The sequence below is a fragment of the Mesorhizobium amorphae CCNWGS0123 genome, from assembly GCF_001686985.1.
GTDB classification, from domain to species: domain Bacteria; phylum Pseudomonadota; class Alphaproteobacteria; order Rhizobiales; family Rhizobiaceae; genus Mesorhizobium; species Mesorhizobium amorphae.
In genome coordinates this window covers 3,510,211-3,525,013 of the sequence record NZ_CP015318.1, presented here as the reverse complement: position 1 = coordinate 3,525,013, position 14,803 = coordinate 3,510,211, and the positions used below count along the sequence as shown (strand labels likewise).

The window sequence follows — 14,803 nt, the reverse complement described above, 5'->3', positions numbered from 1 at the left end:
TATATCAGGCGTCCAGCCAGACGTTCTGGAAGTCCATTTCGTAGGTCTGGTGCATTCCGTAGTTCTTCACCTTCTTGCTCATGTGGCAGTACAGCTTCTGCCAGAACGGCTGGATGATGACGCCGGAATCCTGCAGTATCTGCTCGACGTCTTTCATCACCTCCTTGCGCTGGGCAGGATCGGCCAGCGACAGCGCCTGCTTCAGCTTGGCGTCGAATTCCGGGTTGGCATAGGCCGTTTCGTTCCACGCCTCGCCGCTGCGATAGCCGAGCGCCAGCACCTGGACGCCCAGCGGCCTCATGTACCAGATGGTCATCGAGTATGGATACTTCGTCCAGTCGTTCCAGAAGGTCGAGCCCGGCAGCACCGTGCGCTTCACCTTGATCCCGGCATCGCGCAACTGGCCGGCGATCGCATCGCCGGTGTTCTTTTGCCATTCGTCCTCGACGGTGATCAGCTCATGCTCGAAGTCGGCCTGCCCGGCATCCGCCATCAGCTTCTTGGCTGCGGCGGCATCGCGTGTCTTCTTGGGCAGCGGATAGTATTCTGGATGGATCGGGGCGACGTGGTGGTTCTCGCCGACCGTGCCGCGCCCGGCGTAGCCGAGCTGCATGACGGCATCGTTGTCGACGGCCATCTGCAGCGCGTTGCGCACCCGCTGGTCGTCATAGGGCTTGTGCGTGATGTTGGTGCGGGCAACCAGCGTGGTCGCCGTCGCGACCTCCGATTTCACCAGATCCATCTTGTCGAGGGCGTCGATGAAGTCGGCCGGCGTTTCGAAATCGAGGTCGATCTCGCCGGACTCGAAGGCATTCAGCGTGGCGTTGAAGTCGGTGCCGTAGTCGATGAACTCGACACCGTCGAGCGGCGTTTCGCCACCCCACCACTTGCCGTTCTCGCGACGCTTGACGATCGCCTTCTGGCCGACGTCGTAAGAGACCAGCTCGAAAGCTCCGGTACCGATTGGCTTCTTGATCGGGTCGGCGCCATCCTTGTCGAAGTCGCGATGCACGACCAGTGCCGGATAGTCGGTGAGGCCCGGTATGATGGCGATGTCCGGTTCGTTCAGCTTCAGCTTGACCGTGTGGTCATCGACCTTGGTGATAGCGCCATCCTGGGCCTTGCCAGTCTTTGCGTCGATCAGCGCGCCGACGCGTGCCGCCATGGAATTGCCGGAAGCCTCCTTCTCGCACCAGCGGTTCAGATTGGAGACCACGTCATCGGCGTTGAAGGCATCGCCATTGTTCCAGGTAACGCCCTTGCGCAGATGCAGTGTGTATTCGGTGGCGTCGTCGTTGACGTCCCAGCTTTCGAGCAGGACCGGCTCGAACGTGAACTGGTGCGTGTAGCGCACCAGCGGCTCCAGCCAACAACGGGTGATGTTTGCCATCTCGGTCCAGTCATAGGTGCGCGGATCCTTCTGCGCCTTGACCGACATGGCGACATGCAGCGTTCCGCCCTTCTTCGGCTCCTCGGCCAGGGCTTTTGTCGGCGCGGCAAGGCCGATCATGCCATAGGCGAAAGCCGTCGAAGCGCCAAAGGCGCTGGCCAGCGCCAGGAATTCACGCCGGTCCATGCGGCCCGCACGCGTCTCTTTCGCCATTGCCTCGATAGCGCCCGGCACGCGGTCGCCATCGCTTCTGAAGAGCGTCATGTTTTCCTCCCTTATGGTTCGGTCAGGTCTTCGCCTGCCCTTGTCAACTAACGCTGTCCGGCAGTTTTTCCTCACGCCGCGCGATCAAATCCTTGAGACCATCGGCGATACCCTCGTCGAGCTTCGGCTCCTCATAGTCCGCCAGCATGTTGCGCGCCTTCTCGCGACCTCGGGTGTCGTGGTCCTTTGCGCCTTCAGCCTTCCACTGTTCGTACGAATTGAAGTCCATGATGCTGGGCATGAAGAAAGCGGACTCGAAATGTTCGAGCGTGTGCTGGGTGCCGAGGAAATGGCCCTGCGGCCCGACCTCGCGGATCGCTGCCATGGCTTCCTTGAAATCGTCGAACGGCAGCCCGCCGGCATATTTGTACCAGCCGACAAGCTGCTCGCAGTCGGTCGCGAATTTCGAATAGCCGCAGGTCAGGCCGGCCTCGAGCCACCCGGCGGAGTGCCAGATGTAGTTGGCGCCGGCCAGGATGGCGGCATGCATCAGCATGTTCGCCTCGTAGCCGGCCTGGGCGTCGTTGAGCTTCGAGCCGACATGGAAGCCGGAGGTGCGCCACGGCAGTTTGTATCTCCGCGCCAGCGCGCCCATCAGATACATCATCTGCGCCGCCTCCGGCGTGCCGCCCATCGGCGCACCGGTCTTCATGTCGACGGTGACCATGAACTGGCCGTAGATCTGCGGCGAACCGGGGCGGATGAGCTGGGTCAGCGCCACGCCGGCCAGTGCCTCGGCGTTGACCTGTGCCACCGCGCCGACGGCGGAGGCCGAAGTCGAGGCGCCGCACAGCGCGAAAGGCGCCAGGATCAGCGGCTGATTGTGGCTCGCATAGACCCGCATGGCGTCGATCATGGTGGCGTCCCACACCAGCGGCGAATTGCAGTTGGTGATCGCCACCAACACCGGGTTGTCGCGGACGAACTCGTCGCCGAACACGATGCCGGCCATCGCCATCGTGTCCTCGGCGCGTTCCTTCGAGGTCACGATGCCCATGAACGGCTTGTCGGAGTGCTTCAGCGCCGAATGAATGATGTGCAGGTGACGCTTGGGCACCGCAATTTCCATCGGCTCGCAGATGACCGAGCTCGACGAGTGCAGCGCCGGCGCCATGTAGGCGAGCTTGTGGAAATTGTTGAGGTCGGCGAGCGAGCCATAGCGCCTGTTGTTGTCGAGGTCGCGCACATAGGGCGCGCCATACATCGGCACGAAGATGGAGTTCTTGCCGCCGACGCGCACGGTACGCTCGGGGTTGCGGGCATTGAGGGTGAACTCCGATGGAACCTTGGAGACCAGCTCCATCAGCAGCGCACGGTCGATGCGGACGCGCGTTTCCCTGACATCGGCTCCGGCCGCCTTCCACAGGGCGATTGCCCCGTCGTCACGAAATTCGCAGCCCACCTCTTCGAGAATCGCAAGCGACTCCTGATGGATCAGCTCCACCGCCTCGTCAGGCACCATCTGATAGGCGGGAATCTGGCGCACCAGCGTCGGGAACGACGCGATCGGTACGCTCCTGAGCGCCTTGCGCCCCAGGCGGCCGCCACCGCGGCGGTGGGCAGTTTCGGTCACTTCAACGGCCGGTGCGTTCATGGCAAGTCAATCCTCCCTGAGCCCGTCAACTTAGCGAGACGAAACATGACTGTGACGCTGGAAAAACCTGATCTCTTGTATAAGCTCCGCTTATGCGAAGCCTGCGCCACCTCCTACCCTCCGCCGGCAGCCTGATCGTCTTCGAGGCGGCCGGGCGGCTGTCGAGCTTCACCGCCGCCGGGCGCGAGCTCGGCATGACGCAGGCCGCCGTCTCCTATGCAGTGCGCGGGTTGGAGGAACAGCTCGGCGCCAAGCTGTTCCAACGCCGCCACCGGCAGGTCAGCCTGACCGAGGCCGGCGAGCGCTTCCATGCCGATGTCTCGCTCGGCCTGTCCCACATCCGCAAATCGGCGGAGGACCTGCGCCTGCAGGCGACCGGCGGCCATGTCACGCTGGCCGCCTCAACCGCCTTCGGCTCGTTCTGGATGATGCCGCGCCTGCAGCAATTCCGCGACGAACTGCCTGGCGTTGATCTACGCATCCAGACCGCCGACCGCGACCTCGACATCATCGCCGAGGGCATCCCGCTCGGCGTGCGCGGCGGCGTGCCGCGCGATTGGCCGGACTATCATTCGCTGTTGCTCTCTGACGAGGAGATCTTCCCGGTCGCAGGCCCCAACTATCTGGCGAAGTTTGGGCTGCCGAAGACCGTCGAGGAACTGGCAACGCACCGACTCATCCATCTCGAGGAGCCCTACCGCGAGGCCCCGAACTGGGACGAATGGTTTGCGTCCGCAGGAACCAGCCTCCGTAATGCCGAGCGCGGCTTGCGCATCAATGACTATGCATTGGTGATTCAGGCGGTCATGGAGGGACAAGGCATCTCGCTCGGCTGGCGGCATCTGGTCGCGCGGCTCGTGGCATCTGGACTGTTGGTGCCGGTGACGGATCATGTGCTGAGGACCGGCGTCGGATTCTACGTCATCTGGCCGAAGAACCGCGAGCTGAGCGACAATGCCCGCAAGGTGCGGGACTGGTTGGCCGCGCAGGCGTGAGGAGGCAAGCCGCATAGCTGGGATCGCCGCGAGGGGGTGCTGCCCCGCCGTATCCGCTATTCCGCCGTATCGAAAACTTCCGCATCCGTTACGAATCCGCCTATACTAACCCAATGCCCATCCGCCAGCTTTCCGAAACGATGATCAACCAGATCGCCGCCGGCGAAGTCATCGAGCGTCCGGCGAGCGTGGTGAAGGAACTGGTCGAGAATGCGCTCGATGCCGGTGCCAGCAGGGTCGAGATCGTCACCGCCGGCGGCGGGCTGAACCTGATCCGCGTCACCGACGACGGTTCGGGCATCCCCGAGCAGGAGCTGGTGCTGGCGATTGCGCGGCACTGCACGTCCAAGCTTGCCGACAACATCCATGACATCCGCTCGCTCGGCTTCCGCGGCGAGGCGCTGCCGTCGATCGGTTCGGTGGCGCGGCTGTCGATCCGCTCGCGCACCGCATCGAGCGACAGCGCCGCCGAGATCGGCATTGAGGGCGGCCGTATGTCCGCCGTCAAGCCGGCGGCGGCCAATCGCGGCACGACGGTCGAGGTGCGCGACCTATTCTTCGCCACGCCCGCCCGGCTCAAATTCATGAAGGGCGAACGCGCCGAAAGCTCGGCAACCAGCGACGTGGTCAAGCGCATTGCCATCGCCTTCCCTGCCGTGCGCTTCACGTTGGCCGGCTCCGACCGCTCGACACTGGAATTGCCGGCGACCGACGACAGCTCTGAGGGCCGCCTTGCCCGTGTCGCACAAGTGATGGGAGCCGACTTTCCGGACAATGCGATCGCCATCGATGCCGAGCGGGAGAGCGTGCAGCTTTCCGGCCATGTCTCGATCCCGTCGTTCAGCCGCGCCAACGCGCTGCAGCAATATGCCTATGTCAACGGTAGGCCGGTGCGCGACAAGCTGATCGCCGGCGCCATTCGCGGCGCCTTCGCCGACGTGCTGCCGCGCGACCGCCACGCCGTGACCGTGCTGTTCCTGACGCTCGATCCGGGAACCGTCGACGTCAATGTCCACCCGGCCAAGGCCGATGTGCGCTTCCGTGACCCCGGACTGGTGCGCGGGCTGATCGTTGGCGCCATCCGCGAGGCGCTGGCCAATGCCGGCATCCGCGCCGCGACCACAGGTGCCGCCGGCATGATGGCGGCGTTCCGGCCGGGTGCTGCCAGCTACGCGCATCCGGGTCCGGCCAATGGCCACCGCAGCTACGATGCGGCCTATCGCGCCTCGGGCTTTTCCGGATTCGACCGCTCCGCGCAGCGGCCGCTCGACATGGAAGGCGGTGGGCTCGGCAATGGCGGCTTCCGCGAGAACGATCAGGCCGCCTTCGATGCCGGGCCGCTGGCCAGCGCCGATGCGCGAGCCGGCCAGGACGAGGCGGCCAAGACGCTGCTCGGCACAGTGCTGGGTGCGGCGCGGGCGCAGGTGCATGAGAACTACATCGTCGCCCAAACCAGGGATTCGCTCGTCATCGTCGACCAGCACGCGGCGCATGAGCGGCTGGTCTTCGAAGCCTTGAAGAATGCGCTGCATGCCCGCGCGGTGCCCTCGCAGATGCTGCTTCTGCCGGAGATCGTCGACCTGCCGGAAGAGGATGCCGACCGGCTTGCCATGCATTCCGAGACGCTGGCCCGCTTCGGCCTCGGCATCGAGCGCTTCGGGCCGGGTGCCGTCGCGGTGCGCGAGACGCCGTCGATGCTCGGCGAAACCAATGTGCAGCAGCTGGTGCGCGACCTCGCCGACGAGATCGCCGACAACGACACGGTCGAGACGCTGAAAGGCCGACTGGACAGGATCGCCGCGACTATGGCCTGCCACGGCTCGGTGCGCTCCGGCCGTCTGCTGAAGGCCGAGGAGATGAACGCGCTGCTGCGCCAGATGGAGGCGACGCCGGGCTCCGGCACCTGCAACCATGGCCGCCCGACCTATATCGAGCTCAAGCTCGCCGACATAGAAAGGCTGTTCGGGCGGCGGTGAGACTGTCTCTGGACCCTCTTCACCGCCTTTCGAGGTCGCCTCGTGCAACGGATCGTAATTCTCGGAAATGCTGGAAGCGGCAAATCAACCCTGGCAAGGGCGGTGGGTGAGCGGCTGAAATTGCCGGTTGTGCATTTGGACAGACTGTTCTGGGAGCCGGGTTGGACCAAACCTCAAAATGCGGTCTTTCGTGCAAGCGTCAGCCAAGCCATTTCTGGTAGCGGCTGGGTGTGCGAGGGGAACTATTATCGGCAGACTTTCGACCTAAGGCTGCCCCGCGCCGATCTCGTTGTCTGGCTCGACACCCCTCGCGTAACCTGCCTGAGCCGGGTCATATTGCGTAGCGCATTGAACCGGCCTCGGCCTGATCTTGCGGCCGGATGCCGGGAGAGACTGGACAAAGAGTTTTTGGAGTTTCTGCGCTACATCTGGAATTTCGACCGTGACAGTCGACCGCTCATCGAGCAGGAGCGGCTGGCGAGGGGAGCACTGGTGCCGGCGATCAACTTGCGTGGCAGCCGTCAGATATCCGACTTCTTAAGCTCGCTTGCTCGCCAGCCCTAACGCAGCCAACTGCTATAACACTCTGATTCACCTCTTCAAATTCACCACGACGACGCCGCCAAGCGCCAGTGCGCCGCCGATGATGCCGAGCAGGGTCGGCACTTCGCCGAGCCAGAAGAAGCCGATCAGGGTGGCCACCGGCGACACCAGATAGAGGAAGTTCGAGGCGCGCGCGGCCGGCAGGCGCGACAGCGCGATTGCCCAGGCGGCGTAAGCGATCAGGCTCGGCACAATGCCGAGGAAGACGACGGCGCCAATACCGGCGGCGTCGGCGACCGCGGCCTGCGAGAGCGCGTTGGGCAGGAAGGGTGCCAGGCAGAGCGCGCCGAGCACCATGTTGGAGGCGGCGATGGTCAGCGGATGGTGGTGGGCAAAGAGCGGCTTCTGGACGATGGTGTTGACGGCTGAGCACAAGGCGGAACCCAAGACCAGCAGCGCCCCGGTGTTGAAATGCAGGCCCTGTCCCTCACCCATGGCGATGATGCCGATGCCGGCGAAAGAGATCGCCGTGCCGAGCCAGGCCAGGCCTGAGAAGCGTTCGCCGAGCAACGCCATGGCCATGATGGCGGTGAAGATCGGGCTGACATTGATGATGAAGCCGGCGGCACCGGCCGAAACCGTCAGCTCGCCGAAATTGAGCATCGCCGTGTAGAGCGCGACGAAGATGGCGCCACCGAAGGCGAAGCGCCACAATTCGTCGATCCTGGGCAGCGCCGGGCGCTTGACGGCGAGGAAGATAGCGGCCGGCACGGCGGCGATGGCAAAGCGCAGCGCACCGAGCTCCAGCGGATCGAAGGCAGCGAGGCCGGCGCGGATGGCCGGAAAGGCGGAGGCCCAACCGACCACGGTGAGGGCCACGGCGATGACCGCCGTCGTGTCCATGCGCTGTGTCGAATTCAACGTGCCGGTGTAAGCGCTCATCTGACCGTCCTCGCGATTCAATTGCATGCATGTATAGAAATGCCATTGCAGGCCGGTTGACAAACGAGCAAATCGAGGGCCACCTGTGAGCATGGATCACAGCTCAGAACCGATGCTGCCGCTCGAGACCTTGCGCGCCTTCGACGCGGCGGCGCGCACCGGGAGTTTTTCTGCCGCCGCCGAGAAGCTCAACCTCACCCATGGCGCCGTCAGCCGGCAGATCGCCAAGCTGGAGGACTGGCTGGGGCTGAAAGTGTTCGATCGCGGCGCGCGCGGCGTGTCGCTGACCATCGAAGGTAATCGTCTGCATCTCAGGACCACCGAAGCCTTCGCACTGATCGCGAGCAATTCCGACCGCTGGGTGGAGCCGCGCGGCACCGCCGTGGTGCGGCTCGCCTCGATTCCCTCGGTGGGAGGACTGTGGCTGATGCCGCGTATGGCAGCGCTTGAAAGCAACCCGACCAAATTGCGCATCGTGCTCGACGTCGACAACCGCCAGGCCGATCTCGCCGATGAAGGCATCGATCTTTCGGTGCGCTGCGGGCGCGGCCGCATTCCCGGCCGCGTTTCGGTGCAGCTGTTCGAGGAACATGTCTTCCCCGTAGCCTCGCCGGAACTGGCGAACGAGATCGGCCGAGGCGATCCTGCCCGGCTGCTCAAATTCCCGCTGATCAACGATTCCGATGCGTCCACCTGGCGCGCCTGGTTCGCGGCGCAGGGCATGGATTACCGCCCGCGCCCGCACGACCGCCGCTTCGAGGATTACAATCTGGTGCTCGACGCCGCCGCGCATGGGCTGGGCATCGCACTGGCGCGGCCGCCGCTGACGCAGGACCAGCTGAAGTCGGGCCGCATCGTCGCGGCCGACGACCGCGTCGCTCTCAATCCGATCTCCTACTGGCTCGACCGGCCTGCCGGCCGCCCGCGCGCCGCCGCCGCCGACCTTGCCCGCCGCATCGCCGCGCTGGCCGGGCTGGCGCCGGAAAAGATCGAAGCGTTCATCGAGGCCGAGAGTTAGCATTGCGTCAAGCTTGACCTCGCCGGCAATTTATGGCGATGACATCCTCATGAACCTTGGCGCCACCTCATGATGAACCGCTTCGAAGGCCCTGGCGGCAAGGAAGCCCGGATTCGCTATCTCGATGGCGATTTCCAGGTCACCAGCCCCGGCACGTTCGTGCGCTGCGCGGTGACCGGTGAGAGCATCCCGCTGGACGAGCTCAAATATTGGAGCGTCGCCAGGCAAGAGCCTTATGCGAACGCCACTGCCTCGCTGCGGCGTGAGATGGAAGCGAATCCGGATCTGCGCAGCCGGCGCTGATCACCCCCGCAACTTCCGCTGCCGCCACGCATCCAGCGTTTCGTCGATGATCCGCTCCGGCACGTGGTCGAGCTCGAACACGGTGTCGATTTCCAGCACGTCGAGCTGATCCGGGAACCCGGCGGGCGCCGTGCCGTGGCGCAGCCTGGCGGCGTCCTTGGCGGTGGTGACGAGGCCTAGCCCTTCGCGGCGCGCGGTCGCCGCGAGTTCGGCAAGCTCGTCCTCGCCATAGAAATGATGATCCGGAAAGGCCCTCGAGAGCACCACCTCGCCGCCGGCGGCGCGAAGCGTGTCGAAGAATTTTTCGGGATGGCCGATGCCGGCGAAGGCCAGGAAGCGCCTGCCGGCAAAGCGCTCCTTGGCCCGCGGCTCGGTATGCGCCTCGAAGATCGGCCGGCCGGCGCGCGCCGCCTGGCGCACCACCGCATCGGCGGCTGTGCCCTCGCCCATCTTGAGCAGCGCACTGGTGAAGACCAGCTGGTCGACGACGTTTGCCCTGAGCGGCCCGCCGGGGATGACGCGGCCATTGCCGATGCCGTAGCGCGTGTCGACGACGACCAGCGCAAAGTCGATATGGATGCGCGCGCTCTGGAAGCCGTCGTCCATTATGAGGAAGTCGCAGCCGTACTTCTCGATGAGCAGCCTGGCGCCCGCCGCGCGGTTCGGCGTCACCGCGACCGGAGCATGTTCGGCCAGAAGCAGCGGCTCGTCGCCGACATGTTTGGCGGCGTCATGGTGCGGATCAACAAGATGCGGCTGCGCGAACGAGCCGCCATGGCCGCGCGACAGGAAGCCGGGATTGAGCTGCATGCGTTTGGCCTGCCTGGCCAGCGCGATGGCCACCGGTGTCTTGCCGGTGCCGCCGACGGTGAAATTGCCGACGCACAGCACCGGTGCCTCGACCTTTTCGCGCGGCGCGCGGCGCATGCGACGGCCGGCGACGATTGCATAGGCCGCCGACAGCGGCCACAGCGCCAGCACGCGCCAGTCCGGCTTTTCCCACCAGAAGGGCGGCGCCTCGGAGGTCACGCTACCTCCCGTTGGCGCCCTTCAGGCGCGACTTGACGACCAGCGGCTGGATATAGGGCTCCAGCGACTTCAGCGTGCGCGCCAGCGCGCCGCGCATCTCGTCGACGGTCGCCACACCGGCGGCCATCATCTCATAACGCGCCGCCTCGTTGGTCAGAAGGAAATTGACGGCGCCGGCCAGCATGTCGCGGTCGCGCACGAGTCTCGCGCCGCCACTGTCGAGCAGCCGCTGATAGGCCTCGCGAAAATTCTGCACATTGCGGCCGGCGAGCACCGCCGTCTCCAGCATCGCCGGTTCCAGCGGGTTCTGGCCGCCCTCGGAGGTCAGCGACCGGCCGACGAAGGCGATCTCCGTCAGCCTGAGATAAAGCCCCATCTCGCCGATCGTGTCACCAAGCAGGATATCAGTATCGGCGGTGATCCTGTCACCCTTGCTGCGCCGGGCGAGCTTCAGGCCCATGCCGGAAATCTGCGCGGCCAGCGCCTCGGCGCGGTCCGGATGGCGCGGAACGATGATCGTCAGCAGGCCGTGATGGCGCCTGTGCAGCATGGCGTGGACCTCGGCCGCCACCACCTCCTCGCCGTCATGGGTCGAGATCGCCGCCCAGGTCGGCCGCTCGCCGATCTGGCGCTTCAGCGAGGACAGCGCCTTTTCGTCGAACGGCGGCGGCGCGGTGTCGACCTTGAGATTGCCCGACACGGTGACCGGCCGAGCGCCCAGCGAGCGGAAGCGCTCACCGTCGACATCCGACTGGGCGACGACATGGGCAAGGTTCTCGAACAATGCCTCGGCGATGTTGGCGCGCTTCTTCCAGGAGGTGAAGGAGCGGTCGGACAGCCTGCCGTTGACCAGCACCTGCGGCACGCGCCGGGCGCCGAGTTCCAGCATGGTCATCGGCCAGATTTCCGATTCGGCGATGATCGCCAGGTCCGGCCGCCAATGGTCGAGGAAGCGGCTGACCGCCGGCTTCAGGTCAAGCGGCACATATTGGTGGATGATGCGGGCGCCAAGCCGCTCGTCGGCGACCTGCGCGGAAGTGACGGTGCCGGTGGTCAGCACGATGTTGACGCCGTAGTCGAGGATGCTCTCGACCAGGGGAATGACGGCGAGGGTCTCGCCGACACTCGCTGCGTGGATCCAGATCATCGGCCCTTCCGGGCGTGGGCGGCCGGCGACGCCGTAGCGCTCGCGCCGGCGCACTCGATCTTCCTTGCCACGGGAGGTGCGCCAGGCGACGTAGGGCCCGATCAGCGGATAGGCGGCGGCGCCCGCGTAGCGGTAGGCCGACAGCATGGCGCGCGCCCAGCGCTCGCTCACTTAGGGCCGTCCACGAGGCGGTAGGCCTCGGCGGTGGCGGCGTTGAGCGAGGCGGTGAGTTCCTGGCGCTTGCGCTCCATCTCGGCGTCGTCGGCATTGGCCGGCACCAGAACTGGCGTTCCAAGCACGATCGAGGCGCGGCCGAAAGGCAGGTTGATCGTGGTCTTGTCCCAGCTCTTCTCCAGCACTTTGCGGCGGCTGGTGGCGATGGCCGCGGGCATGATCGGGCGGCCCGAGAGCCGCGCCAGAAGGACGATGCCGAGCCCCGCGTCGCGCGGCGTGCCGTGGGGTATGTCTGCGATCATGGCGACGTTCTTGCCGGCCGTGAGCGACTTTTTCAGGGCAATCAACGCCTTGGCGCCACCCTTGTCGAGATGCCTGGTGCTGTCACGTCCGCCGGAGCCGCGCACGGCCTCGATGCCGAATCTCTCGAGCATCAGGGCGTTGAGCTCGGCATCGGCGCTGCGCGAGACCATGGCGACCAGCGGCCGCCCCTTGGGATAGTAGGCCGGCGTCAGAAGATGCTGGCCGTGCCAGAGCGCGATGATGCCGGGTTCCAGATGCGCATAGGCGCCGCCGGCAACCTTCGCCGATCCCTCGACCGTGCGATTGGTCAGGCGCACCAGACGCACGAACTGCGCCAGAAGGCCGACGATGACGTTCTTGACGATTCGCGACTGCGCCAGCGGTTCGCGAACCCTGCGCCAGAAGGCCTTGGTGGCTCGGCTGCCGCCACGGCCCGCGGGCGCGGCCTCGCCGGCCGGCGCTTTCGCCGCATCATGGTGCATAGAAGTCAACCGACGGCCTTGCTGTCTGGGTCGAGCAACCGATGCAGGTGAACGACGAAATAGCGCATATGGGCATTATCGACACTGGCTTGCGCCTTGGCCTTCCAGGCCGTGTGCGCGGATTGATAGTCGGGGTAGATGCCGACGATGTCGAGCCCATCGAGGTCGCGGAATTCGGTTCCGCCCAGCTTTTTCAGCTCGCCACCGAAAACCAGGTGCAAAAGCTGTTTCTTTCCGTCTTCCGCGGCCATGTCTGTCCTTCACATATCGTGAGTTTTGCAGAGGTCTAGACCAAAGCCGCCGACTTTGGAACCTTTGATGATGGTTAACTGTCCAGCCCGGCAATGACACCGGCAAGCACGGCAAGCAGCGCACCGCTGCCGGCGGCGAGCGCGCCGTGGCGAATCACCTCGCCGGCATAGCGCGGCCGCTCGCCATGCCGGTCGAGCAAGGCGCCGCCCGCTTCGTGCAGGATGAGATCGGCGGCGGCGATGTCCCAGTCATGCGCGCTCGGCTTGACGAAGGTGGCATCGAGGCGGCCATTGGCGACCATCGCCAGCCGGTAGGCGAGAGACGGAATGTGGGTGACGCGGTTCAGCCGGCCCTGCCACTTAGCCGGCATCAGGTCGACCAGCGGCTTCGGTCCGCCAATCTCGACCTTTGCCGAAGGCAGGCGCACGGCAATGCGACGGCCGTTCAGGAACGCGCCCTCGCCGGGCAGCGCCCAATAGGTCTCTTGCATGGCCGGGCATTCGAGCACGCCGGCCAGCGTGCGGCCGTCTTCGACCACGGCGACGCTGACGCACCAGGAGCGCAGGCCTTCGAGGAAGCCGCGCGTGCCGTCGATCGGGTCGACGACGAAGGTACGGCGCGCCGAGAGCCTGACGGGATTGTCGGCGGTTTCCTCCGACAGCCAGCCGTAGTCAGGCCGCGCGGAAAGCAACGTGTCGCGCAGATAGGCATCCGCTGCGTGGTCGGCTTCACTGACCGGCGACGTGCCGCCCTTCATCCAGGCCTGCGGGTTGTTGCCGAAATAGCGCATGGCGATGATGCCGGCCTCGCGGGCGGCGTCGCGCAGCAGGGCCAAGTCCTCGCGGGCCCCTGCCGATATGACCGTATCAGGCGCCGGCAAGGGTCATCCCTTCGATCATCAGCGTCGGGGCCGCGGTGCCGAAATCGCGATCGAGATCGCTGGCCGGAACCATGTTGAGGAACATCGTCTTCAAATTGGAGGCGATGGTCACTTCCGCGACGGGATAGGCAAGCTCGCCATTCTCGATCCAGAAGCCGGACGCGCCGCGGCTGTATTCGCCGGTGATCATGTCGACGCCCTGGCCGAACACTTCGGTGACGTAAAAGCCGCTCTTCAGCGACTTGATCAAATCTTCCGGCGTGCGTTCGCCCGGCTCGATGGCGAGGTTGGTCGAGGATGGCGAGACGGAGGAGCCGCTGCGCGAGCCGCGTCCATTGGTGACGAGGCCGAGTTCACGCGCGGCGGAGGTCGACAGGAACCAGTGGTTGAGAACGCCCTTTTCGACCATCAGCAGCCTCTTTCCCTCGATGCCCTCGCCGTCGAAGGGACGCGAGGCCTGGCCGCGGCGCCTGAGTGGTTCGTCGGTGACGGTGATCGCGGTCGAGGCCACCTGCTTGCCCATCATGTCGCGCAGGAAGCTGGTCTTGCGCGCCACGGCGGTGCCATTGATGGCGCCGGCGAGATGACCGGCAATGCCGCGCGCAACGCGCGGATCGAACACGACATCGACCGGCCCGGTCGCCGCCTTGCGGGCGCCGAGGCGGCGCACGGCCCGCTCGCCGGCCTTGCGGCCGATATCTTCGGGTGCGTCGAGATCGGAAAAATGCTGATGCGAGGAGTACTCGTAGTCGCGCTCCATGCCGGTACCCTCGCCGGCAATGACACTGGCCGAGCGCGAAAAGCGCGAGGCGACATACTGGCCGACGAAACCATGCGAGGTGGCGAGCACCAGCCCGCCGAGCCCGGCACCGGCGCTGCTGCCGGACGAATTGGTGACACCCTTGACGGCAAGGGCTGCCGCTTCCGCCGCAAGTGCGGCCTCCTTCAGTTCATCGGCCGAAACCTCGGTCGGGTCGAACAGATCGAGGTCGCGCGGCGTTTTCGCCAGCAGCGCCGGGTCGGCCAGCCCCTGATAGGGGTCCTCCGGCGACACCTTGGCCATGGCGACCGCGCGCTCGGCCAGTGCCTTGGGATCGGAGGCGGCGGTCGCCGAAACGCTCGCCACGCGCTGGCCGACGAACACACGCAGCGAGACATCTTCGCTCTCGGACGATTCGGTGGCCTCGACCTTGCCCAGCCGCACCGACACGCCAGCCGAGCGGCCACGCACCGCGACCGCATCCGCGGCTTCGGCGCCGGCCCGTTTGGCGGCCTCGACCAGGGCCGCGACGCGGTCGGTCAATTTCGCTGCGTCGAGCGTATTGGTCATGCGTATCAATCCTGCTTTTTCTACCGGCCTTGGGAGGAAGCCACTGGCACCCATCTATTGGTCCGCCGTGGCTTGTACAATGAGAAACGCGGCAATCAAAAGGCAAGGCAGCCGGTTCAGAGCTCCAGCGACGCCCATCTCGAGTTTCCGGTCTCTCCGAGAAGGCTTCGCATCCTAAGGA

14 protein-coding genes are annotated in these 14,803 nt (G+C 65.6%); 5 read left to right on the top strand and 9 right to left on the bottom strand.

Annotated features, from left to right (window positions below; genetic code table 11):
- Positions 1-4: 4 nt before the first annotated feature.
- A complete protein-coding gene (locus A6B35_RS16525) occupies positions 5-1,654 on the bottom strand; it encodes an ABC transporter substrate-binding protein (RefSeq protein ID WP_006205860.1) in 1,650 nt (549 codons plus the stop codon).
- 43 nt (positions 1,655-1,697) lie between these two features.
- The gene (locus A6B35_RS16520; protein WP_006205859.1) at positions 1,698-3,248 is read right to left on the bottom strand and encodes a trimethylamine methyltransferase family protein; all 1,551 of its coding nucleotides are present in this window, start codon (positions 3,246-3,248) and stop codon (positions 1,698-1,700) included.
- A gap of 92 nt (positions 3,249-3,340) precedes the next feature.
- On the opposite strand from A6B35_RS16520, the gene A6B35_RS16515 reads away from it, so the two are divergent.
- The 3 genes from A6B35_RS16515 to A6B35_RS16505 all read left to right on the top strand — a co-directional run bounded on the left by A6B35_RS16515 (position 3,341) and on the right by A6B35_RS16505 (position 6,783).
- A complete protein-coding gene (locus A6B35_RS16515) occupies positions 3,341-4,243 on the top strand; it encodes a LysR substrate-binding domain-containing protein (RefSeq protein WP_006205858.1) in 903 nt (300 codons plus the stop codon).
- A gap of 113 nt (positions 4,244-4,356) precedes the next feature.
- Positions 4,357-6,219: a DNA mismatch repair endonuclease MutL gene (gene mutL, locus A6B35_RS16510; protein WP_006205857.1), complete on the top strand. Its 1,863-nt coding sequence runs from the start codon at positions 4,357-4,359 to the stop codon at positions 6,217-6,219.
- 42 nt (positions 6,220-6,261) lie between these two features.
- A complete protein-coding gene (locus A6B35_RS16505) occupies positions 6,262-6,783 on the top strand; it encodes a P-loop NTPase family protein (protein ID WP_006205856.1) in 522 nt (173 codons plus the stop codon).
- Positions 6,784-6,810: 27 nt separating this feature from the next.
- Here the strand turns inward: A6B35_RS16505 and A6B35_RS16500 are convergent, their stop codons facing one another.
- Positions 6,811-7,704: a DMT family transporter gene (locus A6B35_RS16500; protein ID WP_006205855.1), complete on the bottom strand. Its 894-nt coding sequence runs from the start codon at positions 7,702-7,704 to the stop codon at positions 6,811-6,813.
- A 91-nt stretch (positions 7,705-7,795) separates the two neighbouring features.
- Between A6B35_RS16500 and A6B35_RS16495 the strand changes: the two genes are divergently transcribed.
- Together A6B35_RS16495 and A6B35_RS16490 are read left to right on the top strand one after the other, a co-directional pair.
- Positions 7,796-8,722 (top strand): LysR substrate-binding domain-containing protein, encoded by a 927-nt coding sequence (locus A6B35_RS16495; protein ID WP_006205854.1) that lies wholly within the window; start codon positions 7,796-7,798, stop codon positions 8,720-8,722.
- Positions 8,723-8,791: 69 nt separating this feature from the next.
- Entirely contained in the window at positions 8,792-9,025 is a 234-nt protein-coding gene (locus A6B35_RS16490) for a DUF2093 domain-containing protein (protein WP_040584002.1), read from the top strand.
- Here A6B35_RS16490 and lpxK read toward each other — a convergent pair whose 3' ends face one another.
- The 6 genes from lpxK to A6B35_RS16460 form a co-directional block, all read right to left on the bottom strand.
- On the bottom strand, positions 9,026-10,054 hold the full coding sequence (gene lpxK, locus A6B35_RS16485) for a tetraacyldisaccharide 4'-kinase (protein ID WP_006205852.1): 1,029 nt from the start codon (positions 10,052-10,054) through the stop codon (positions 9,026-9,028). It abuts the gene before it with no gap.
- A gap of 1 nt (position 10,055) precedes the next feature.
- Positions 10,056-11,372 carry a lipid IV(A) 3-deoxy-D-manno-octulosonic acid transferase gene (waaA, locus tag A6B35_RS16480; protein ID WP_065518222.1) on the bottom strand — a complete coding sequence of 439 codons (1,317 nt, stop codon included), beginning with the start codon at positions 11,370-11,372 and terminating at the stop codon, positions 10,056-10,058.
- The gene (locus A6B35_RS16475) at positions 11,369-12,160 is read right to left on the bottom strand and encodes a lysophospholipid acyltransferase family protein (RefSeq protein ID WP_065518221.1); all 792 of its coding nucleotides are present in this window, start codon (positions 12,158-12,160) and stop codon (positions 11,369-11,371) included. The genes waaA and A6B35_RS16475 overlap by 4 nt, the downstream gene beginning before the upstream one ends.
- 5 nt (positions 12,161-12,165) lie before the next feature.
- Positions 12,166-12,411 (bottom strand): DUF4170 domain-containing protein, encoded by a 246-nt coding sequence (locus A6B35_RS16470; protein ID WP_006204049.1) that lies wholly within the window; start codon positions 12,409-12,411, stop codon positions 12,166-12,168.
- A 74-nt stretch (positions 12,412-12,485) separates the two neighbouring features.
- Positions 12,486-13,292 (bottom strand): 3'(2'),5'-bisphosphate nucleotidase CysQ, encoded by an 807-nt coding sequence (locus tag A6B35_RS16465; RefSeq protein ID WP_006204048.1) that lies wholly within the window; start codon positions 13,290-13,292, stop codon positions 12,486-12,488.
- A complete protein-coding gene (locus A6B35_RS16460; RefSeq protein WP_006204047.1) occupies positions 13,279-14,622 on the bottom strand; it encodes a TldD/PmbA family protein in 1,344 nt (447 codons plus the stop codon). The genes A6B35_RS16465 and A6B35_RS16460 overlap by 14 nt, the downstream gene beginning before the upstream one ends.
- Positions 14,623-14,803: the final 181 nt, after the last annotated feature.